The organism is Sphingobium sp. RSMS (genome assembly GCF_005406185.4).
Taxonomy (GTDB): domain Bacteria; phylum Pseudomonadota; class Alphaproteobacteria; order Sphingomonadales; family Sphingomonadaceae; genus Sphingobium; species Sphingobium fuliginis.
This window is the reverse complement of record NZ_CM191257.1, coordinates 506,987-528,416: the sequence shown is the minus strand read 5'-3', so window position 1 is coordinate 528,416 and position 21,430 is coordinate 506,987. Positions and strand designations below refer to the sequence as shown.

17 protein-coding genes are annotated in these 21,430 nt (G+C 66.0%); 1 reads left to right on the top strand and 16 read right to left on the bottom strand.

The annotated features are described in order from the left end of the window. Positions 1–260: 260 nt before the first annotated feature. The 15 genes from ligA to rimP form a co-directional block, all read right to left on the bottom strand. The gene (ligA, locus tag EGM87_RS02500) at positions 261–2,396 is read right to left on the bottom strand and encodes an NAD-dependent DNA ligase LigA (RefSeq protein WP_137709159.1); all 2,136 of its coding nucleotides are present in this window, start codon (positions 2,394–2,396) and stop codon (positions 261–263) included. A gap of 339 nt (positions 2,397–2,735) precedes the next feature. Further along, positions 2,736–4,400, bottom strand: a complete 1,665-nt coding sequence (recN, locus tag EGM87_RS02495) for a DNA repair protein RecN (protein ID WP_137709160.1) — start codon at positions 4,398–4,400, stop codon at positions 2,736–2,738. Positions 4,401–4,544: 144 nt separating this feature from the next. Beyond that, complete coding sequence (locus EGM87_RS02490) at positions 4,545–5,330, bottom strand: outer membrane protein assembly factor BamD (RefSeq protein WP_044661915.1); 786 nt, start codon at positions 5,328–5,330, stop codon at positions 4,545–4,547. A 59-nt stretch (positions 5,331–5,389) separates the two neighbouring features. Further along, positions 5,390–6,403, bottom strand: a complete 1,014-nt coding sequence (locus tag EGM87_RS02485; protein ID WP_137709161.1) for a sensor histidine kinase — start codon at positions 6,401–6,403, stop codon at positions 5,390–5,392. A 144-nt stretch (positions 6,404–6,547) separates the two neighbouring features. Next, complete coding sequence (gene pnp, locus EGM87_RS02480; RefSeq protein ID WP_137709162.1) at positions 6,548–8,866, bottom strand: polyribonucleotide nucleotidyltransferase; 2,319 nt, start codon at positions 8,864–8,866, stop codon at positions 6,548–6,550. A 273-nt stretch (positions 8,867–9,139) separates the two neighbouring features. Next, positions 9,140–9,409, bottom strand: a complete 270-nt coding sequence (gene rpsO / locus EGM87_RS02475) for a 30S ribosomal protein S15 (protein WP_007689051.1) — start codon at positions 9,407–9,409, stop codon at positions 9,140–9,142. Positions 9,410–9,426: 17 nt separating this feature from the next. Continuing rightward, a complete protein-coding gene (gene truB, locus EGM87_RS02470) occupies positions 9,427–10,344 on the bottom strand; it encodes a tRNA pseudouridine(55) synthase TruB (RefSeq protein ID WP_044661912.1) in 918 nt (305 codons plus the stop codon). Between the two features lie 67 nt (positions 10,345–10,411). After that, positions 10,412–11,008 (bottom strand): thymidine kinase, encoded by a 597-nt coding sequence (locus tag EGM87_RS02465; RefSeq protein ID WP_137709163.1) that lies wholly within the window; start codon positions 11,006–11,008, stop codon positions 10,412–10,414. Positions 11,009–11,011: 3 nt separating this feature from the next. Further along, positions 11,012–11,908: an alpha/beta hydrolase family protein gene (locus tag EGM87_RS02460; protein ID WP_137709164.1), complete on the bottom strand. Its 897-nt coding sequence runs from the start codon at positions 11,906–11,908 to the stop codon at positions 11,012–11,014. Between the two features lie 121 nt (positions 11,909–12,029). Further along, positions 12,030–12,431 carry a 30S ribosome-binding factor RbfA gene (rbfA, locus tag EGM87_RS02455; protein WP_061936344.1) on the bottom strand — a complete coding sequence of 134 codons (402 nt, stop codon included), beginning with the start codon at positions 12,429–12,431 and terminating at the stop codon, positions 12,030–12,032. Between the two features lie 123 nt (positions 12,432–12,554). Then, positions 12,555–15,152, bottom strand: coding sequence for a translation initiation factor IF-2 (infB, locus tag EGM87_RS02450; RefSeq protein ID WP_044661909.1), 2,598 nt, complete (start codon positions 15,150–15,152; stop codon positions 12,555–12,557). 70 nt (positions 15,153–15,222) lie between these two features. Continuing rightward, entirely contained in the window at positions 15,223–15,879 is a 657-nt protein-coding gene (locus EGM87_RS02445) for a DUF448 domain-containing protein (RefSeq protein WP_044661908.1), read from the bottom strand. Between the two features lie 141 nt (positions 15,880–16,020). Then, positions 16,021–16,257, bottom strand: coding sequence for a tautomerase family protein (locus EGM87_RS02440; protein ID WP_061936334.1), 237 nt, complete (start codon positions 16,255–16,257; stop codon positions 16,021–16,023). A 6-nt stretch (positions 16,258–16,263) separates the two neighbouring features. Next, complete coding sequence (gene nusA / locus EGM87_RS02435) at positions 16,264–17,835, bottom strand: transcription termination factor NusA (RefSeq protein WP_025550393.1); 1,572 nt, start codon at positions 17,833–17,835, stop codon at positions 16,264–16,266. Positions 17,836–17,847: 12 nt separating this feature from the next. Then, positions 17,848–18,372 (bottom strand): ribosome maturation protein RimP, encoded by a 525-nt coding sequence (gene rimP / locus EGM87_RS02430; protein ID WP_044663095.1) that lies wholly within the window; start codon positions 18,370–18,372, stop codon positions 17,848–17,850. A gap of 197 nt (positions 18,373–18,569) precedes the next feature. Here rimP and EGM87_RS02425 point away from each other — a divergent pair, with 197 nt between their 5' ends. Next, positions 18,570–19,706: a PQQ-dependent sugar dehydrogenase gene (locus EGM87_RS02425; protein WP_137709165.1), complete on the top strand. Its 1,137-nt coding sequence runs from the start codon at positions 18,570–18,572 to the stop codon at positions 19,704–19,706. Positions 19,707–19,738: 32 nt separating this feature from the next. On the opposite strand, the gene pyrG is transcribed toward EGM87_RS02425, so the two are convergent. Continuing rightward, positions 19,739–21,373, bottom strand: a complete 1,635-nt coding sequence (gene pyrG, locus EGM87_RS02420; protein WP_044661906.1) for a CTP synthase — start codon at positions 21,371–21,373, stop codon at positions 19,739–19,741. Between the last annotated feature and the right edge of the window lie 57 nt (positions 21,374–21,430).

The window sequence follows — 21,430 nt, the reverse complement described above, 5'->3', positions numbered from 1 at the left end:
ACCGGTCTTCCGATTGGGACGATGCGGTGACAGAAGCCCGGAGCGCGCGACGTGCTCCCGATCAACGCAGCGCGCTCTGAAGAGTTACGGTCATTGGCCGCTCCCTTTTTCAGGTTCGAACCGCGCCTCGTTTGAAGGATCGGGTGCGGGAGCGTCCAGCAGGCGAAGTTGCGCGTGGGGCATGCCCCCACCCCTCGGTCCCCTCCCCTGAAGGGGAGGGGAAGCGGTCAATGTCCCTGTTGCCCGGTCGTCCGCCTGACCTATCCGGCGGCCTTGACGATTTCGGCCCATGCGGCTTCGTCGATCACATCGATACCCAGCGCCGCGGCCTGTTTGAGCTTCGAGCCCGCGCCGGGACCGGCTACCACCAGGTCGGTCCTGGCGCTGACCGAACCGGCGGCCTTGGCGCCCAGTCGTTCGGCCTGCGCCTTGGCCTCGTCGCGGCTCATCGTTTCGAGCTTGCCGGTGAACACCACCGTCTTGCCCGTGACCGCGCTGGCGGTGGTTTCGACCAGATAGTCGGGCGGGGAGACTTCCCGCAGCAGGTCGTTCCAGACGTCCACATTATGCGGCTCGTGGAAGAAATCGGCCAAGGCGTGGCCGACCGCCGATCCCACATTTTCGACCCCTATATATTCGGCTATCGCCTTGTCGAGGCGGTTGCGGAAGCGGGATTCCTCCTCCCCCTCCGCAGGGGCGGCGGCGTCGCGCAGCGCGATGATGCCGGCAGCGAGCGCGCTGATCCCCTCCAGCGTCGTATAGCGCCTGAGCAGGTCGCGGGCGGTCACCGCGCCGATATGACGGATGCCCAGGCCGAAAAGCAGGCGGGCGGCATCCGGCTGGCGCTTGGCCTCTATGGCGGCGAGGAGATTGTCGACGGACTTTTCCTTCCACCCCTCCCGGCCGAGCAGGTCGGCGCGCTGCGATTTCAGGCGGAAGATGTCGGCCGGCTCCGCGATCCAGCCCAGGTCGAGAAATTCCTGGATGCTCTTTTCGCCCAGCCCTTCGATGTCGAGCGCGGCGCGGCTGACGAAATGACGCAGCCGTTCGAAACGCTGGGCGGGGCAGATGAGGCCGCCGGTGCAGCGAATGTCGACCTCCCCCTCCTCGCGCACGGCTTCCGAATGGCAGACGGGGCAATGATCGGGGAAAGCGAAGGGGGTGCGCGGTTCATCGCGGGTGAGGTTGTCGACCACCTGCGGGATGACGTCGCCGGCGCGCTGCACGACGATGCGGTCGCCGGGGCGGACGCCCAGCCGCTCGATCTCATCGGCATTGTGGAGGGTGACGTTGGAGACGACGACGCCGCCGACGGTGACGGGGGTCAGGCGGCCGACCGGGGTCAGCTTGCCGGTGCGGCCGACCTGGATGTCGATGGCTTCGAGCGTGGTCTGGGCGCGTTCGGCGGGGAATTTATGGGCTATGGCCCAGCGCGGAGCCTTGGCGACGAAGCCGAGGCGTTGCTGCCAGTCGAGCCGGTCGACCTTGTAGACGACGCCATCGATGTCGAAGGGCAGGTCGGCGCGGGCGGCTTCGATGGCGCGATAATGGGCGATGAGGGCTTCCAGCGTGTCGACGCAGGTCAGGCGGTCGGAGACGGGCAGCCCCCAGCCTGCGATAGCCTGCATGACGCCGAGCTGGGTTTCGGCGGGGACGGCGCTGACCTCTCCCCAGCCATGGGCGAGGAAGCGCAGGGGGCGGCTGGCGGTGACGGCGGCGTCCTTCTGGCGCAGCGAACCGGCGGCGGCGTTGCGGGGGTTGGCGAACTGGCGGGCCTTTTCCGGGTCGTCGGCTTCGGCGGCGAGGCGCGCGTTGAGGGCCACGAAATCGGCCTTGGCCATATAGACTTCGCCCCGCACCTCGAACAAGTCGGGGATGGCTTGCCCGGTCAGGCGCTGCGGGATGTCGGGGATGGTGCGGACATTGGCGGTGACGTCTTCCCCCGTCGTGCCGTCGCCGCGCGTGGCGGCGAGGACCAGTTCGCCCTTCTCATAGCGGAGCGAGCAGGACAGGCCGTCGATCTTGGGCTCGGCGGTGAGGGCGACAGGGGCGTCTTCGGGGAGCGCGAGGAAGCGGCGGACGCGGGCGATGAATTCGGCAATGTCCTCGTCCGCGAAGCCGTTGTCGAGGCTCATCATGCGGACGGCGTGCTGGACCTTCCTGAGCGCGGAGGTGGGCGCGGCGCCGACCTGGGCATTGGGGGAATCGCTGCGGATGAGGTGCGGGAAGGCGGCCTCCAGCGCGTTATTCTCGCGGACCAGCGCGTCATAGTCCGCGTCCGCGATCTCCGGCTCGTCCTGATCGTGATAGAGCCGGTTATGACGCGCAATTTCGCGTGCGAGGCGCATCAGGCGGTTGGCGGCTTCGGCTTCGGTCATTTGCGTGGGGTCGGTCATGCGCCTCTCTTTAGCGCCAGCATCGCGATGCGGGTAGCGGTTATGGGCGGCTCGACAGCCATCAACTCTCTATCGTCATTCCTGCGCAGGCGGCGATCCATCTCCCCACCGCTGTACTTGAGGCGAGGTCAGGAGATGGGTTCCCGCCTTCGCGGGAATGACGGAGTTGGGTGGGTAGCGGACATTCCCCCTCTGCAGGCGGGAGGGGGTTAGGGGGTGGGCTGGCGCGGCATCTGCGCTGTTTTGCAACGGCTAAGTCAGAAGCTCGCTACGCTCGCGCCCACCCCTAACCCCTCCCGTTTACGGGAGGGGAATGTCTTGGATTGGTCGAAAGCCGGCTTATAGCTTTTCCAACAAGCGTTCGGCCTGGGCCCTTGCCTCCGCCGTGATTTCGGCGCCGGAGAGCATGCGGGCGATTTCTTCGCGGCGTTCGCCGTCGCTCAGCGCGTGGACGCCGGTGCGGGTGACGGTGCCGTCGCTCGACTTCGCGATCAGCATATGGCCTGCACCGCGCGCCGCGACCTGGGGGCTGTGGGTGACGACCAATATCTGGTTGGTTTGCGACAGGCGGGACAGGCGTTCCCCGATGGCCGAGGCGACGGCGCCCCCTACCCCGCGGTCGATCTCGTCGAAGATCAGGGTGTCCGCGCCGCCCTGCTCCGCCAGCGCGACCTTGAGCGCGAGGATGAAGCGGGAGAGTTCGCCGCCCGATGCGATCTTGACCAGCGGCGCGAAGGGCGCGCCGGGGTTGGTGGAGATTTCGAATTCCACCCGGTCCATGCCGTGGGCGCCCCATTGCCCCTCCTCCTGCGGCGCGACGACGGTGCGGAAGCGGGCGGCATCCAGCTTGAGCGGGGCGAGTTCGGCGGCGACGGCGGCGTCGAGCTTTCCGGCGGCCATCTGGCGTTCGGCGGAGAGGGCCTGGGCGGCGGTGCGATAGGCGGCGGCCCTGGCCTTCACATCGGCTTCGAGGGCGGCGAGATGGTCTTCTCCGCCCTCGATCGCGGCCAGTTTCGCGGCCATCTCGTCGCGCAGGGCGGCGAGATCGTCGGGTTGGACCTGATGCTTGCGGGCGAGGCCGCGCAGGTCGAACAGGCGGGTCTCTATGGCGTCGAGACGGGCGGGGTCGAAGCTGAGCGCTTCGGCGGCTTCGTTGAGGCGGTCTTCGGCTTCGCTCGCCTCGATCACGGCGCGGTCGAGGGCGGCGAGGACTTCGGCCAGCGGTTCATATTCGCTGACGATGCGGTCGAGGCGGCGGGCGGCCTGCCGCAACTGGGCGAGCCCGCCGTCGGAGCCGGTGAAGCATTCGGTGACGGCGGAAAGGTCGTCGGAGAGGCGCGCGCCCTTCTGCATGGTGGCGCGCTCTTCGGCCAGCGTGGCTTCCTCGCCGGGTTCGGGGGCGAAGCGGGTGAGTTCCTCCACCGCATGGGTCAGGTAATCGCGGTCGCGGGCGGCGTTTTCGACGCTGGCGCGGCTTTCCGCGAGGCGGTCAGCGGCGGCGCGCCAGGCGTGATAGGCGTAGGCGACCGCGCCCGTGTCGCAGCGGCCATAGGCGTCGAGCAGGGCGCGATGGCCACGCGGGTTGAGCAGGCCGCGATCGTCATGCTGGCCGTGGATTTCGACCAGAGCGCTGCCAAGATCGCGCAGCAGCGCCGCCGAGCAGGCCTGGTCGTTGACGAAGGCGCGGCTGCCGCCGTCGGCCTTGACCGTGCGGCGGACGATGAGCGGTTCGCCCGGTTCGATGTCGATGCCGTTTTCGGCCAGCAGGTTCGTCGCGCGGTGATCGGTGCGGGGTGCCTCGAACGTCGCGGTGACGCTGGCCTGCGCCTCTCCCGTCCGGACGAGGCCGCTGTCGGCGCGGGCGCCCAGCGCGAGGCCCAGCGAATCGAGCAGGATCGACTTGCCCGCGCCGGTCTCGCCGGTCAGCACGCCCAGGCCCGACCCGAAATCCAGGTCCAGCGCCTCTATCAGCACGACGTTGCGGATGGACAGGGCAGTCAGCAAAGGCGAGCGACTCCCCCCTCCCGCAGGCGGGAGGGGCCGGGGTGGGTGCACCGCGCCAGCGGCGCTTCTTTCAACGCTGGGGCGGAACGCTCGCTTCGCTCGCAGCCCACCCCTAACCCCTCCGCTTGCGGGAGGGGGACCAGATCATGCTTTATTGGGGTGTTCGCGCATCAGCTTGTAGCTGCGCTCATACCATTTCGAACCCGGATAATTCTTGCCCAGCACGGCGGCGGCCTTCTGCGCTTCGGCGGGGATGCCGAGCGAGAGATAGCTTTCCACCAGACGCTCCAGCGCTTCCGGAGTGTGGGTGGTCGTCTGATATTTGTCGATCACCGTGCGGAAGCGCAGCGTGGCGGCGAGCCATTGGCCACGGCGCTGGTAGAAGCGGCCGATCTCCATCTCCTTGCCGGCGAGGTGATCGTTGACGAGGTCGATCTTCAGCCGGGCGTCGGCGGCATAGCGGGTGTCGGGATAGCGGCGGATCAGCTCGCCCAGCGCATCCAGCGCCTGTTGCGTGATCTTCTGGTCGCGGGTGACGTCGGCAATCTGTTCATAATAGCAGAGCGCGATCAGATAATAAGCGTAGGGCGCGTCCTTGTTGCCGGTGTGGATCGACAGGAAGCGTTGGGCCGCGCCGATCGATTCCGGATAGTCCTGATTCATGTAATAGCTGAACGCGGACATGAGCTGCGCCCGGCGCGCCCAGGGCGAATAGGGATGCTGGCGCTCCACCTCGTCGAACAGGGCGGCGGCGAGCTTGTACTGGCCGCGGTCCAGGCGGTATTTGCCCGCATTGTAGAGCGTCGACACGTCGCGGGCGACATATTGGGTGTCGGCCTTGTTCTTCGACGTCGCGCAGCCCGAGAGCAGGGCGGCAAGCAGAAGCGGTGCGGTAGCCGCGCCGATGCGCGTCATGGTTTTCGTCAGCATGGCCGGGTCATAGCGGAGCGAATGCGCCTCGCCAAGCGGCAGAATGTGCGTGCCGGTCGCTATGCGCGAACAGGCAGGTCGAGCCGTGCGGTCGCGCCGCCCGTCGCCGAGGGCATGAGCGAGAAGCGGCCGTTCAACTGGCCGGCAAGGGCATTGGAAATCCGGAGGCCCAGGCTCTGGCTGAAACCGGGATCGAAATCGGGCGACAATCCCTTTCCGTCGTCCGTGACGTTGAGGCTGATCGTGCCGTCGCTGACGTCCAGGCCGACATGGATGCTGCCGCCGCGATGCGGCAGGCCATGTTCGATGGCGTTGCTGACCGCTTCGGTCACGATCAGCGCCATCGACACGGCGATGTCGGGCTCCAGCGTCAGGGCGTCGGGCGCGTCGACGGTCAGGGCGATGTTGTCGCGGCCGCTGGCCTCCAGCACGTCGGCGGTCAATGTCGTCAGGAAGGCGCGGATATTCTGCCCCTCCCCCGACGGATTGTAGAGGGCGCGGCTGATGCGGCCGACCAGCGCCAGCCGGGCGGAGGCATCGTCCAGCGCGCGGCGGGCCAGGTCATGATCGACATGGCGCCGGTGGAGCGAAAGCATGGCGGCGACGACCTGAAGATTGTTGGAGACGCGGTGCTGGAGTTCGTGGAACAGCAATTCGCGGTTTTCCGCCAGCACGCGGCTGCGTTCGCGCTCGATCGCCAGGTTGAAATTCGCCTTCTGCATCAGATGGATCAGCGCGATGTCCACGACCACCACCGCGCTGTAGAAGCCGAGCGCCAGCAGCACGCCCGGATGCAGTGCGAAGCCCATGCGCGGCGGGATGAAGAAATACCAGGACAACAGCCCGCAAAGCACGCCCGCATAGATGCCCGGCCGCACCCCGAAGAGGAAGGAGGACAGGATGACGGCGGGGAAGAAGGATACGAAGGGGTAGCCAATGGGCATGGCGCTTTCCGCCATGGTGCGAATGGCCAAGGCGGTGAGGCAGAAGATGGTGGCCAGCAAATAGGCATGCCAGGGCCGTCGCAGAACAAGCGGCAGACGCTCGACGAATCTTTCGTTCCTGCGCTGCATAAATCCCCCTGCGCCCTGGTCGTTACCGTAACATAACTTCCACGCCCGCCAATTGATGGAGATCAGGAAACATTCAGATCCTGTCAAAAAAGGGCGCCCGGCAAGCCGGACGCCCTTTCTTTTTCCCGAGTCCGACGAACCGGATCAGTCCTGGGTCAGGAAGTCGGGCAGACCGGCGTTGGAGCCGTCGTCATCGCCGCCCTTGCCTTCGCCGCGCGGACCGCGGTCGCGGCGCGGGCCGCGATCGCCGCCGCGGCCGCCACGGTCACCGCCACGATCACGGCGATTGCGGTCGCCACGGCCGCCTTCACGGTCGCCACCTCGATCCCCCCTGGGTTCGCGGGGCGGACGGGTGTCTTCCAGTTCCTCTCCGGTTTCCTGATCGACGACGCGCATGGACAGGCGAACCTTGCCGCGCGGGTCGATTTCGAGAACCTTGACCTTCACTTCCTGCCCTTCCGACACGACGTCGGTCGGCTTTTCGACGCGCTCATTCTTCATTTCGGAGACGTGGACGAGACCGTCCTTGCCCCCCATGAAGTTCACGAAGGCGCCGAAGTCGACGATGTTGACGACCTTGCCGGTGTAGATCTTGCCGACTTCCGCTTCCTCGACAATGCCGAGAATCCACTTCTTGGCGGCTTCGATCTGGGCGATGTCGGACGAGCTGATCTTGATGATGCCCTCGTCGTCGATGTCGACCTTGGCGCCGGTTTCCGCGACGATCTCGCGGATGACCTTGCCGCCGGTGCCGATGACGTCGCGGATCTTCGCCTTGTCGATCTGGATCGTTTCGATGCGCGGGGCATGAGCCGACAGTTCGGTGCGGGTCGAGGACAGGGCCTTGCTCATTTCACCCAGGATATGGGCGCGGCCTTCCTTCGCCTGACGCAGCGCGACTTCGAAGATTTCCTGCGTGATGCCGGCGACCTTGATGTCCATCTGCATGGTGGTGATGCCCGCTTCCGTGCCCGCCACCTTGAAGTCCATGTCGCCAAGGTGATCCTCGTCGCCCAGAATGTCGCTGAGGACAGCGAATTTGGAGCCTTCCAGGATCAGGCCCATGGCGATGCCCGACACCGGACGCTTCAGCGGAACGCCCGCGTCCATCATGGACAGCGAACCGCCGCAGACCGTCGCCATCGAGGACGAGCCGTTGGACTCGGTGATGTCGCTCAGCACGCGGATGGTGTAGGGGAATTCTTCCTTGCTCGGCAGGACCGGGTGCAGGGCCCGCCATGCCAGCTTGCCATGGCCGACTTCGCGACGGCCCGGCGCGCCGAAGCGGCCGACTTCACCGACCGAATAGGGCGGGAAGTTATAGTGGAGCATGAAGCTTTCATAATGAACGCCGGTCAGGCCGTCGATCATCTGCTCCGCGTCCTTGGTGCCCAGCGTCGTGGTGCAGATCGACTGCGTTTCGCCACGGGTGAACAGCGCCGAACCATGGGTGCGCGGCAGGAAGCCCACCATCGCCTCGATCGGGCGGATCTGCGTGGTGGTGCGGCCGTCGATGCGCTTGCCGTCCTTCAGGATGGCGCCGCGAACGATTTCGGCTTCCAGCTTCTTGGTCAGCTTGATGCCGGCCATGACGGTCTGGGCGTCGAGGCCTTCCTCGGTGAAGAACGCCTTCGCCTTGGCGCGGGCTTCATTGAGCGCGTTCGAGCGGGCCGACTTGTCGGTCAGCTTGTAGGCGGCCGTGATGTCCTTGCCGATCAGCTTCTTGAGCTTCTTCTTGAGGTCATCGAGGTCGTCGCCCTTGGCGACGTCCCACGGGTCCTTCGCGGCCTTTTCGGCAAGGTCGATGATCGCGTTGACGACCTTCTTCGACGCTTCATGGGCGAAGAGGACGGCGCCGAGCATGACGTCTTCCGAAAGCTCCTTCGCTTCGGATTCGACCATCATCACCGCGTTGCCGGTGGCGGCGACGACCAGGTCGAGTTCGCCGGTCTTCACTTCGTCCAGCGACGGGTTCAGCTGATATTCGCCATCCTTGTAGCCGACGCGGGCGGCGCCGATCGGGCCCAGGAAGGGAACGCCCGACAGGGTCAGCGCGGCCGAAGCGGCGATCATCGCCACAATGTCGGGCTCGCTTTCGCCGTCGAAGCTCAGGACCTGAGCGATGACGTTGATTTCATTGTAGAAACCTTCGGGGAAGAGCGGGCGGACCGGGCGGTCGATCAGGCGGGAAACCAGCGTTTCCTTTTCCGTGGCGCCGCGTTCACGCTTGAAGAAGCCGCCCGGAATGCGACCGGCGGCCGAATATTTTTCCTGATAATGGACGGTCAGCGGGAAGAAGTCCTGTCCTTCCTTCACCGACTTGGCGGCGGTCACGGCGCACAGCACCACGGTTTCGCCATAGGTCGCCAGCACGGCGGCGTCGGCCTGACGCGCAATGCGGCCGGTTTCGAGCGTGAGGGTCTTGCCGCCCAGCTCGATTGATACCTTCTTTACATCGAACATTGGTTTTTTCCTTCGCCCGCGCGGCCCTATTGCCGGGCGGGGCCTGTTTCGGACCGGATGGTCCATGGATGGAGAGCCTATCTCTCCTCCGTTCGGGCTGAGCTTGTCGAAGCCCAATCCTTCCCTTCAAAAGAAGGAGTGCCCTTCGACAAGCTCAGGGCGAACGGTGTGGGGGATGTCCCCCGGATCATGACGCCATGCCGGATTGCCCAGCGCCATGTTGTCAGAATCGGAAACGGCCCCGACATGGGGGCCGTTCCTTCTTTAGCAGACTTACTTGCGCAGGCCCAGCTTGGCGATGAGGTCGGTGTACCGGGCCCCATCCTTCTTCTTGAGGTAATCCAGCAGCGAACGGCGCTTGTTGACCAGCATCAGCAGGCCGCGACGGCTGTGGTTATCCTTGTGATGACCCTTGAAATGCTCGGTCAGGTTGGCGATACGCTCCGAGAGGATCGCAACCTGGACTTCCGGCGAACCGGTGTCGCCCTCGGCGCGGGCATGTTCCTTGATCAGCGCTTCCTTGCGCTCTGCAGTGATCGACATCGGCTTCCTTTCTGTGACTAGAGATTAAAGCCGCGCACCACCCGGACCTCCGGGCCACTGGCTTCGACCAGCGCGACGGGCGTTTCGCCCTCCATCGCCAGCATCAGGCCGGTATGCGGTTTCCCCACGAGCACCTTCCCCTGTCGGAGAGCGAGCGCATCGTCGGGAGAGACTGCGAGAGCCGGGATGTCGTCCAGCCCCGCCGTCAACGGCAGCATGAGCTGCGCGATGTCGCCGCCCCTAGCAGCTTCGTCCAATTTGTCCAGCGAAATCGCGGATTGCAGGGTGAAGGGGCCGGCCTTGATGCGGCGCAGCATGGTGACATGACCGACAGTGCCGAGCGCGCGCGCGATGTCGCGGGCGAGGGAACGGATATAGGTGCCCTTCGAAACATGGGCGCGCAGGGTGATTTCGCCGATCTCCGCGCCGCCCTCCCCTTCTCCAGGCTTCGCTGGCCCCTGGGGCGGGGATATGGCGAGGTTGTGGATGGTGATGGCGCGGGTCTTCATCTCGACCTCCTCCCCCTTGCGGGCAAGGTCGTAGGCGCGCCGGCCGTCGATCAGGATCGCGCTGTAGGCGGGCGGCGCCTGCTCGATCGGGCCGGTGAAGCGGGGCAGGACCGCCTGCACCTCCGCCAGCGTGGGGCGATGCAGGCTGGTGGCGATTTCCCGGCCCTCAAGGTCCAGCGTGTCGGTCTGGAGGCCGAAACCTATGGTGAAATCGTAGATCTTGTCGCTGTCCAGCATCCGTCCGGCGAGCTTGGTCGCTTCCCCCACCGCTATCGGCAGCACGCCGGTCGCCAGCGGGTCGAGCGTGCCGCCATGGCCCACCTTCCACTTGCCCGCGCCACTCTGGCGCAGGGCGCGCTTCACCGCGCTCACCGCCTGGGTGGAGCCTAGCCCCAAGGGCTTGTCGAGGATGATCCAGCCGTGCATGGCGGCGCTCTAGCCCTCCTGTCGCCTGTTGTCAGCCCTTTCCGGGCCGTCGCGGCATGTGCGGCGGTCAGCAGCCGGAGCGGCGTTCCACGAAATGGCGGCGGCAAAGCGCGACATAGCGGTCATTGCCGCCGATTTCCGTCTGCTCGCCCTCACGGATGGGGCGCCCCTCCGCATCGACGCGCAGGTTCATGGTCGCCTTCCGCCCGCATTCGCAGATCGTCTTGATCTCCGTCAGCGTGTCGGCCAGGCCGAGCAGCGCGGCGCTGCCCTCGAACAACTTGCCCTGGAAGTCGGTGCGGATGCCGTAGCACAGCACTGGAATGTTCAGCCGGTCGCAGACGGCGGCGACCTGCCAGACCTGTTCCTCGTTCAGAAATTGCGCCTCGTCGATCAGCACGCAGGAGAGCGGCGTCCGTGCCTGTCGGGCAGCGATGGCGGCGAAGAGATCGGTGGCGGGGTCGAACAGATCGGCCTGCGCGTCCAGCCCGATGCGGGAGACGATGCGTCCCTTTCCGTGGCGCCCCTTCCCGTAGCGGTCATCCACGGCGGCGGTCCACAACATGGTTTCCATGCCGCGTTCGCGATAGTTGAAGCTGGATTGGAGCAGGGTCGTCGATTTGCCTGCGTTCATCGAGCTGTAGTAGAAATAGAGCTTGGCCATCGGTCAGCGCGCCATGGGGGCGATCTGCTTGAGGAAGCGGACGAGCGCGTCGGCCAGGGCGATGCGCCTGTCGGAAAAGCTGTGGTCGGTCGGCCAGACCGCCAGGCGCGTGTCGGGATTGGCCGATTGCGCGTCTGCCGTCACCTTGCGCGCCATGGCGCCGATGCCGCGTTCCGCGCCGATGATGGTGAGCGGGCGGCGACCATAGCCCACCAGCTTGCGGCCAAGGTCGAATTTCTCGCTGTTGGTGCGGATTTCGGCGGTGAGGCTGTCATAGGTGGCGCCTTGCAGGGGTGGCAGGTCGCTGGCGACTTCGGCCCTCCAGGCGACCTCGCCCTGGGGGGTGGAGAGGGTCGTGACGGTTTCGGCCGGGTCCCAGGGGTCGATCAGGAACAGGCCGGCGACATGGGGTTCGGCGGCGGCGACATCGGCGGCCATGAAACCGCCCATGCTGTGGCCCGCGACGACGAGGGCGCTGGTGTCGATGCGATATCTGGCGACGGTCGCGGATTGCTGGAGATATTGCAGGGCGTTCCAGGCGTCTTCCGAGGCGTGGGTGAAGGAGAAGCTGCCGGGGCTGCCCCAGGAGCCGCGATAGTGGAGCGTGAGGACATGCCACCCGGCGCGGCGGGCGGCCTGGGCCAGGTCGAGATTTTGCTCATTGCCGGGGAAGCCGTGGAGGAGGAGCAGCGTCGGGTGAAGACCCGGACCGGCGGCGGTGTAAAGGACGGCGTTGAGCAGGCCGTCCTCCGAGGGGATGGTGAAGGCGCTCATGCCGGCGGGGTAGGCCGCGTCGGGCGCGGGGTCGCTGACGACGGCGGGGTGGACCGGCGCTTCCCTGGCTGCGGCGGGTATGGCCAGGGCCAAAAGCGCGATCGCGACTATGCCGGTTCTTTTCATCTGCCCTGCCCCTTGCCTTGCCTGCGGGAGAGACGCTGTTAGCCGGGCTGCGCCGTCGCGTCGATGGGGGACGATGCCTGGCCGAGTACAGCGTGCTCCTGCCAAGGCCGGAGCATATTGCCTATTCGTCCTCGCCCTCGGGCTGCTCCAGATCGCGGGCGACCTTGGGATCGCGGAGCAGCCTGTCGATATGGGTGCCCTCATCGAAGCTCTCGTCCGCGAGGAATTTGAGCTTCGCCGCATATTTGAGGCGGATACGGGTCGCGACCTCCCGCTGGAGATAGGCGGTGTTGGTGCGCAGCGCCTTCAGCACGGCTTCCTCATCCTGGCCGAGCAGCGACTTGATGAAGACGGTCGCATGGCGCAGGTCGGGAGACATGCGGACTTCGGTGACGCTCACCACATGGCTGGCGAGGACGTCGTCATGCACGTCGCCGCGCTGGAGAATGTCGGACAGGACATGGCGCACCTGTTCGCCCACGCGGAGGAGGCGGACAGAGGAGCCTTCATTGGGAGCGGGCATTATATCCTCCCCTCCCGCAAGCGGGAGGGGCCGGGGGTGGGCTCTCCCCATCGGCCATTGCAGTTCAGGAGAGGGCGAGCCCACCCCCTAGCCCCCTCCCGCCTGCGGGAGGGGGGACATGGATCACAGCGTGCGGGCGCGTTCCTCGACCTCGAACAGTTCCAGCGTGTCGCCGGGCTTGATGTCGTTGGTGTCCTGGAGCACCGCGCCGCATTCCATGCCTGCGCGGACTTCGGAGACGTCGTCCTTGAAGCGGCGGAGCGAGGCGATATGGGTGCGCGATACGATGACATCGTCGCGGGTGAGGCGCGCGGCCAGACCCTTGCGGATGATGCCGTCGAGGACGAGCAGACCGGCCGCCTTGTCCTTCTTGCCCGCCGGGAAGACCTGAAGCACCTCGGCCCGGCCGACGATGGTTTCGATGCGTTCCGGCGCGAGCTGGCCGGCCATTTCGCCGCGAACTTCCTCCAGCAGGTCGTAGATCACGTCATAATAGCGCAGCGAGATCTTCTCGCGCTCCGCCAACTGGCGCGCCTTGGCATTGGGGCGGACGTTGAAGCCGATCAGCGGCGCGCGGCTGGCGGCGGCCAGCGTGACGTCGCTTTCGGTGATCGCGCCGACGCCCGAATGCAGGATGCGGACCTTGATCTCGTCGGTCGAAATGCGGTTCAGCGACGAGACGATCGCTTCCACCGAACCCTGCACGTCGCCCTTCACCACCACCGGATATTCGATGACCTTGGTGTTGAGCGCCGAGAACATATGTTCGAAGCTGGTGGGCGCGGCGGTGGTGCGCTTCTTGGTCGCCTGTTCCTGACGATAGGCGGCGACTTCGCGGGCGCGGGCCTCGTTCTCGACGACGGTGAGCTGGTCGCCCGCCATCGGCACGCCGGACAGGCCCAGCACCTCGACCGGGGTCGAGGGGCCGGCGGTCTTCACCTGCTGGCCCTTGTCGTTGATCATCGCGCGGACCTTGCCGCTTTCCGAACCGATGACGAAGGTGTCGCCGATCTTCAGCGTGCCCTTGCGCACCAGCACGGTGGCGACCGCGCCACGGCCCTTGTCGAGCTGCGCCTCGATCACATTGCCTTCGGCGGCGCGATCGGGATTGGCGGTGAGTTCGAGCAGTTCGGCCTGAAGCATGATCTTGTCGAGCAGTTCGTCGAGGCCCGTCTTCTTGAGCGCGGAGACTTCGACATCCTGGGTTTCGCCGCCCATGTCCTCGACGATCACCTCATGCTCCAGCAGGCGCTCACGCACGCGCTGGGGATTGGCTTCGGGCTTATCGACCTTGTTGATCGCGACGATCATCGGCACGCCGGCGGCCTTGGTATGGTTGATGGCCTCGATGGTCTGCGGCATCAGGCCGTCGTCCGCCGCCACCACCAGGATGACGATGTCGGTGACATTGGCGCCGCGCGCGCGCATTTCCGAGAAGGCCTCGTGACCCGGCGTGTCAAGGAAGGTGACGAGGTCGCCGCCCTTGGTCCTGATCTGATAGGCGCCGATATGCTGGGTGATGCCGCCGCTTTCGCCCGATACGACATTGGTGCCGCGCAGCGCGTCGAGCAGCGAGGTCTTGCCGTGATCGACATGGCCCATGATGGTCACGACCGGCGGACGGGCCTTGAGCGTTTCGGGCGCGTCGACCTCGCCTTCCATGCCGATCTCGACGTCGGCGTCGGACACGCGCTGGATGCGGTGGCCGAATTCCTCGACCAGCAGTTCGGCCGTATCCTGGTCGATTGCCTGGTTGAGCGTGACGGCGGTGCCCATCTTGAACAGGGCCTTCACCAGGTCCGCGCCCTTTTCGGCCATGCGGTTGGCAAGTTCCTGAACGGTGATGCTTTCGGGCACCACCACGTCGCGCGACTGCTTTTCCCGCTGCTGGGCGCCGCCCGAATAATGGGCGCGCCGTTCCTTCTCGCGGGCGCGCTTGAGCGCGGCGAGGCTGCGGGCGCGGGCGCTGTCGTCATCCGACAAGGCGCGGGTGACGGTAAGCTTGCCGGCCTGGCGGCGATTGTCGTCGCCGCGCTTGGCGCGGTCGGGCTTGGCCGGTTCCGGGCGCTTGACCGGCGCAACCGGCGTAAAGCGGCGCGGCGGCGGCACGGTGGCGGAGGTGGCGGGCTTCGGCTCGGCGGCCGCGGGCGCAGCTTCGGCCGGGGCATCGGCGGCGGCCGGCGCAGGCTCCTCGACGGGCGCCCTGGCGGTTTCCTCCGCCGGCCCGGCCTCGACTTCGGTCCGGCGCGCGGCTTCGGCCTCGGCAGCCTCGGCAGCCAGGCGGTTTTCCTCGGCGCGGCGCTTTTCCTCCTCGCTCGCGGCGAGGCGCTGGGCGTCTTCGCGGCGGCGCGCTTCCTCCAGCGCGGTCATGCGCGCTTCCTCCGCCTCGCGCAGCAGCTTCGCTTGCAATTCCTGACGCGACATCAGGCTCTGCGGCGGGGCCGGACGCGCGGGAGCCGGCTGCGGCGCGCGGGCCTGCGGCTGCTGGGGCGCGGGGGCCTGCGGAGCGGCGGCCACGGGCGTGGGATCGGCCTGCGGTTCAGGCGCAGCGTGTCCGGCTTCACCCGGCTTGCCCAGGATGCGGCGCCGCTTCACCTCGACCACGACCGTATTCTTGCGGCCATGGCTGAACTGCTGCTGCACCTGACCGGACTCGACCGTGCGCTTGATCCCCAGCGGCTTGCGGCCCAGAACCGGCTTGTCTTCCTTGCTGTCACTCATACGACTGAACTATACCCTTCACATCAACCCGACCGGCAAGGCCCGTCGGCGCCTTCATTCCAATGCTACCTCAGGCGCCCAGTGCCCCTGCGGAGTCCTGCTCCCCATGCACCGGCGCTCCGTTAGCGCAACCCAGATAGCTTTCCAAGCGGCCTATGGCGCCGCGCAGACGTGACGCCGCACGCGAGTCGGTCACCGCGATATGGACGACATTGTCCCGCCCCATTGCCATAGATAGGGCGTGTCGGTCCACAGGCAAGACGATGCCCGCCAAATCCGTGCCTTCGGCATCCTGCCCGACGCGGAAGGCCTGGTCGAGCTTGCGGTTGCCGTCGGCCGCCGCGTCGGCGGCGTGGAGCAGCAGCTTCACCTGACCCTTGCGGCAGGCGACGTCGATCTTTTCCGAGCCGGTGAGGACCATCGACGCCCTCGCCTCCAGCCCCAGACGGTCGAGCAGGGCCTTGCGCAAGCCCTCCTCGATCAGGGCGGGCAGCGCGTCGGGGATTTGCAGGTCGCCGGTCTTGAAGGCGCGGGCGAGCGCGCCCTTGAGCTTGCCCTTTGCCAGCGCCTGTTCGAGTTCGGCGCGTGGCACACCGATCCACGCGCCCCGGCCGGGCGCCTTGGCGCGGATGTCGGGCAGGATTTCGCCATTCGGGCCGCAGGCGAGCCGGACCAGCATGTCCGGGTCGGCGCGGTCGCCCGACAATATGCATTTGCGTTCGGTCATGGGCGCGCCTCCCAATAATGGGCCGCATTCCTGCGCAGGCAGGAATCCAGTTCCACGCTGTCGGGAGCATGCCAGGGCAGAACTGGGCTCCTGCTTTCGCAGGAGCACATCCCTGACGCTGCGATGTTGGGACTCAGCCTCTCATCGGGAAGTGACCGCGGCATGGGCGTCCTCCCCTATGGGCTTGGGCGCGTCGCGGTCGGCGATGAGCTGGCCGCCTGCGCCGTAATTTTCCGTCGGGATTTCGGAAATCACCACCTGCACGGCGGCAGGCGCCTTGCCCAGCCGCTCGACGAGCGACCGGGTGACGTCGGCGACGATGGCCGCCTTCTGCTCGCGGGTGGCGTTTCCGGCCAGACGGATGTCGACGAAGGGCATCTGTTCTTACGCTTCCTCGCCTTCGAACCAGTGGGCGCGGGCGGCCATGATGATCTCATTGCCCTGCTCTTCGCTGAGGCCGTATTCGGCGAGAATCCCGCCCTTGTCCTCTTCCTTGTTCTCGCGGCGGCGGCGCTGGTCGACGCGCTTCCGGGCGACCAGTTCGTCGGTGGCGAGGTCGGCCAGATCGTCGAGCGTCTTGATGCCCGCCTTGCCCAAAGTCACCAGCATGGCTTCGGTGAGGTGCGGCATGTCGGCCAGCGCATCCTCGACGCCCAGCGCCTGGCGCTCTTCACGCGCGGCGGCTTCGCGGCGATCCAGCGCTTCCTGGGCGCGGCTTTGCAGTTCCTGCGCCAGTTCCTCGTCGAAGCCCTCGATCGCGGCCAGTTCGTCGATGCCGACATAGGCCACTTCCTCCAGCTCGCCAAAGCCTTCGGCCACCAGAAGCTGCGAGAGGGTTTCGTCCACGTCCAGTTCGTTCTGGAACATTTCGGAGCGGGCGACGAATTCCTTCTGGCGCTTCTCCGACGCGTCCGCTTCGGTCATGATGTCGATGGCCTTGCCGGTCAACTGGCTGGCGAGACGGACATTCTGGCCGCGGCGGCCGATGGCGAGCGAAAGCTGATCGTCGGGAACGACGACTTCGATCCGCTCTTCCTCTTCATCGATGACGACGCGGGCGACCTGCGCGGGCTGGAGCGCGTTGACGACGAAGGTCGCGGTATCTTCCGACCAGGGGATGATGTCGATCTTCTCGCCCTGCATTTCCTGCACGACGGCCTGCACGCGGCTGCCCTTCATGCCGACGCAGGCGCCGACCGGGTCGATGCTCGAATCGCGGCTGATGACGCCGATCTTGGCGCGGGAGCCCGGATCGCGGGCGGCGGCCTTGATCTCGATCACGCCATCGTAGATTTCGGGCACTTCCTGCGCGAACAGCTTCTTCATGAATTCGGGGTGCGCGCGGCTGAGGAAAATCTGCGGCCCGCGATTTTCGCGGCGCACGTTCAGGATGACCGAACGGATGCGGTCGCCGACGCGGACGACTTCGCGGGGAATCTGCTGGTCGCGGCGGATGACGCCCTCGGCGCGGCCCAGGTTCACCACGACATGGCCGAATTCGACCGACTTGACGACGCCGGTGATGATCTCACCCACGCGGTCCTTGAATTCCTCATGCTGGCGCTCGCGCTCGGCATCGCGGACCTTCTGGAAGATCACCTGCTTGGCCGACTGGGCGTCGATGCGGCCGAGGTCGATGGGCGGCAGCGGATCGACGATGAAGTCGCCGATCACGGCGTCCTTCTTGAGCTTGGCCGCCTGCTTCAGGTCCACCTGCTTGAAATAGTCGTCGACCTGCTCGACCACCTCGACGACTCTCCAGAGGCGAAGGTCGCCGGTGTCCGGGTCCAGCTTGGCGCGGATGTCGTTTTCGGCGCCGTAGCGAGCGCGTGCGGCGCGCTGGATCGCGTCTTCCATCGCCTCGATGACGATCGCCTTGTCGATCATCTTTTCGCTGGCGACGCTGTTCGCGATGGCGAGCAGTTCGGCCTTGTTGGCGGAAATGGCGTTGGCCATGGACGTAAACCCTTATTCCTCGGTTTCGAACTCGTCCGCCCCATCGGAGGAGAGCGGCATACTAGCAGCAATCAGCGCGTCGGTCAGTATCAGCTTGGCATCCCCGACCAGCGCGAAAGGGATGACGACATCGCCGGCCTTGGCATCCTGGAACAGGATGTCGTCGCCCTCAATGCCCTTGAGCACGCCCCGGAAGCTCTTGCGCCCGGCCACGGCCTCCGTAGCCTGGATTTTCGCCTCATGCCCGGCCCATTCCAGGAAATCGGCGAGGCGGGTCAGCGGACGGTCGATGCCCGGAGAGCTGACCTCCAGGCGATAGGCCTCCTCTATCGGGTCAGCTTCATCCAGCACGTCCGAGAGGCGGCGCGAGATGGTGGCGCAATCCTCTATGACAAGCTGCTTCGTTTCAGGGCGCTCGGCCATGATCTGAAGCGTATGCTCGTCACCCGAGCCGAACAGCCTGATGCGCACGAGGTCGAAGCCCAGGGCCTTCACCTCCGGTTCGATCAGGGCCGTCAGTTCGGCGATGTCCGCCATGGGATCTCCAAAAAAACAAAATTGCGGCTTCCCCTCGCCGCAGGCGATCCGCCCGCGACCCCGACATGTTTGACGATGTAAGGAAGCAGGGGCGATATAGGCGGGATGCCGCAAAGCTGCAACTCATTTGTCGCGAGGCATTTGATGCGCATTCTGGTAGCGTCATCAATTCCGCGATTCAGCCGAGAGGAGACGATATGCGCCATCTTGCCCTCACCGCCCTGCCGCTGGCCCTGATCGCCTGTTCGGCGGACGATGCCGTGGGGCAGAACAGCGCCGCGTCGGCGGCGAAGCCGTTCAGGACTTCCGTGATCGCTGATTTCGATGCGCCCTGGGCCATGACCTTCCTGCCCGATGGCCGGATGCTGGTGACGGAGAAGGCGGGCGAGATGATCCTGTTCGATCCGAAGAACGGGACGAAAATCCCGGTCGCGGGCATTCCGCCGGTCGACAGCGCGGGCCAGGGCGCGCTGATGGACGTGGTGCCGGCACCGGACTTTGCACGGAGCGGAACGGTCTATTTCAGTTTCTCAGAGGCGGGCCCGGGCGGCAAGGGCGTGGCGCTGGCCACGGGGGTTTTCAATCAGGCGAGCGACGGGACGACGAAGCTGGACGGCGTGAAGGTGATCTTCCGCGCCAGCCAATATGTGGATGGCAATGGCCATTATTCGGGGCGAATCGCCTTCTCGCCGGACGGGAAACATCTGTTCTTCACCAATGGCGAGCGGCAGAAATTCGATCCGGCGCAGGACCCGAAGTCGACTTTGGGGAAAGTGTTGCGGCTTAATCTGGACGGCACGCCGGCCGCGGGCAATCCGCTGGCGGCGAAGGGGTTCCATCCGGCGGTCTGGTCCTATGGGCATCGCAATCTGCTGGGGATCGCCTTCGACAAGGACGGGCGGCTGTGGGAGCAGGAAATGGGCCCCAAGGGCGGGGATGAGGTCAATCTGATCAAGCCGGGATTGAATTATGGTTATCCCCTCGCCTCCAACGGCAGCCATTATGACGGGCGGGACATTCCCGATCACAAGGCGGGCGACGGGTTTGAGGCGCCTAAAGTCTGGTGGAATCCGGTGATCTCCCCGGCCGGGCTTGTCTATTATTCGGGCGACCTGTTTCCGCAATGGAAGGATTCGCTGTTCATCGGCGGGCTGTCGAGCGAGGCGCTGGTGCGGGTGAAGCTGGAGGGGGAGAAGGCCTCCAAGGCCGACCAGTGGGACATGGGCGCGCGCATCCGGGAGGTCGAGCAAGGGCCGGACGGGGCGCTCTGGCTGCTGGAGGACGGCGGGCAAGGGTTGCAGGGGCGGTTGCTGAAGCTGACGCCTGCCGCCTGAACGAAAAACGGGGCCTTGCGGCCCCGTTCCTCTTACACCAGCCGGCTCTGCTTCACCGCCGCTTCGATGAAGCTGGCGAAGAGCGGGTGCGGGTCGAAGGGTTTGGACTTGAGTTCCGGATGGAACTGCACGCCGACGAACCAGGGGTGGTCGGGCCGCTCGACGATTTCCGGCAGCGTGCCGTCCGGCGACATGCCCGAGAAGATCAGGCCGCCCTTTTCCAGCGGTTCGCGATAGCCGGCATTGACCTCATAGCGGTGGCGGTGCCGTTCGCTGATGTCGGTGGCGTTGTAGATGCCCGCGACGACGCTGTTGCCGGTGAGCTTCGCCGGATAGGCGCCCAGCCGCATGGTGCCGCCAAGGTCGGTTTCGGCGGTGCGCTTCTGCAGGCCTTCCTTGCTCATCCATTCGGTGATGAGGCCGACCACCGGCTCGCTGGTTTCGCCGAATTCGGTGGTGGAGGCGTTGGCGATGCCCGCCGTGTTCCGCGCGCCTTCTATGCAGGCCATCTGCATACCGAGGCAGATGCCGAAAAACGGCACATTGCGTTCGCGGGCGAATTTGACCGAGGCGATCTTGCCTTCGGACCCGCGCACGCCGAAGCCGCCCGGAACGAGGATGCCGTGCATCGGTTCAAGGCGGGCGGCGATGTCCGCGCCCTCTTCCTCGAACAGTTCGGCGTCCAGCCATTTGATGTTGACCTTCACCCGGTTGGCGAAGCCGCCATGGGTCAGCGCTTCATAGAGCGACTTATAGGCATCGGGCAGGCCGACATATTTGCCGACCACGCCGATGGTGACTTCGCCTTCCGGATTCTGCTGGCGGTCCATGATGTCGTGCCAGCGGTCGAGCGTGGGCGCGGGCGCGTTTTCGATGCCGAAGGCGCGCAGCACTTCGTCGTCCAGCCCCTCCGCATGATATTGCGTCGGGACGGCATAGATGCTGCTGGCGTCGAGGGCCGGGATGACCGCTTCGGGGCGGACGTTGCAGAACAGGGCGATCTTGCGCCGCTCGCTTTCCGGCAGCGGATGTTCGCAGCGGCAGAGCAATATGTCGGGCTGGATGCCCAGCGAGGTCAGTTCGCGCACGCTATGCTGGGTCGGCTTGGTCTTCAGCTCGCCCGCCGCCGCGATATAGGGGACCAGCGTCACATGGACGAAGATGGAGCGGTTGCGCCCCAGATCGTTGTGGAGCTGGCGGATCGCCTCCATGAAGGGGAGCGATTCGATGTCGCCCACCGTGCCGCCGATCTCGCACAGCACGAAATCGAGGTCGTCGGATTCGGCGAGGGCGAAGGCCTTGATCTCGTCGGTGACGTGCGGGATCACCTGCACCGTCGCGCCCAGATAGTCGCCGCGCCGTTCCCGCTGGATGATGGTCTGATAGACCCGGCCCTGCGTCACATTGTCCGACTGCCGCGCCGAAACGCCGGTGAAGCGCTCATAATGACCGAGGTCGAGGTCGGTTTCCGCCCCGTCGTCGGTCACATAGACCTCGCCATGCTGATACGGGCTCATCGTGCCCGGATCGACGTTGAGATAGGGATCGAATTTCCGGATACGCACACGGAAACCTCGCGCCTGCAGCAGTGCTGCGAGCGAAGCGGCCATCAGGCCCTTGCCAAGCGAGGAGACCACGCCGCCGGTGATGAAAATATACCGCGCCATGGGAGGAGAGGCTTAGCCTTTTACAAACGAGTTGGGCAAGCGCGCGAATCATCGCGC

Bases quoted from the DNA above. Each gene is read 5' to 3' on its own strand.
- ligA (WP_137709159.1), bottom strand. From the start codon at position 2,396: ATGACCGACCCCACGCAAATGACCGAAGCCGAAGCCGCCAACCGCCTG.
- EGM87_RS02490 (WP_044661915.1), bottom strand. From the start codon at position 5,330: ATGCTGACGAAAACCATGACGCGCATCGGCGCGGCTACCGCACCGCTT.
- EGM87_RS02485 (WP_137709161.1), bottom strand. From the start codon at position 6,403: ATGCAGCGCAGGAACGAAAGATTCGTCGAGCGTCTGCCGCTTGTTCTG.
- pnp (WP_137709162.1), bottom strand. From the start codon at position 8,866: ATGTTCGATGTAAAGAAGGTATCAATCGAGCTGGGCGGCAAGACCCTC.
- rpsO (WP_007689051.1), bottom strand. From the start codon at position 9,409: ATGTCGATCACTGCAGAGCGCAAGGAAGCGCTGATCAAGGAACATGCC.
- truB (WP_044661912.1), bottom strand. From the start codon at position 10,344: ATGCACGGCTGGATCATCCTCGACAAGCCCTTGGGGCTAGGCTCCACC.
- EGM87_RS02465 (WP_137709163.1), bottom strand. From the start codon at position 11,008: ATGGCCAAGCTCTATTTCTACTACAGCTCGATGAACGCAGGCAAATCG.
- EGM87_RS02460 (WP_137709164.1), bottom strand. From the start codon at position 11,908: ATGAAAAGAACCGGCATAGTCGCGATCGCGCTTTTGGCCCTGGCCATA.
- rbfA (WP_061936344.1), bottom strand. From the start codon at position 12,431: ATGCCCGCTCCCAATGAAGGCTCCTCTGTCCGCCTCCTCCGCGTGGGC.
- infB (WP_044661909.1), bottom strand. From the start codon at position 15,152: ATGAGTGACAGCAAGGAAGACAAGCCGGTTCTGGGCCGCAAGCCGCTG.
- EGM87_RS02445 (WP_044661908.1), bottom strand. From the start codon at position 15,879: ATGACCGAACGCAAATGCATATTGTCGGGCGACCGCGCCGACCCGGAC.
- EGM87_RS02440 (WP_061936334.1), bottom strand. From the start codon at position 16,257: ATGCCCTTCGTCGACATCCGTCTGGCCGGAAACGCCACCCGCGAGCAG.
- nusA (WP_025550393.1), bottom strand. From the start codon at position 17,835: ATGGCCAACGCCATTTCCGCCAACAAGGCCGAACTGCTCGCCATCGCG.
- rimP (WP_044663095.1), bottom strand. From the start codon at position 18,372: ATGGCGGACATCGCCGAACTGACGGCCCTGATCGAACCGGAGGTGAAG.
- EGM87_RS02425 (WP_137709165.1), top strand. From the start codon at position 18,570: ATGCGCCATCTTGCCCTCACCGCCCTGCCGCTGGCCCTGATCGCCTGT.
- pyrG (WP_044661906.1), bottom strand. From the start codon at position 21,373: ATGGCGCGGTATATTTTCATCACCGGCGGCGTGGTCTCCTCGCTTGGC.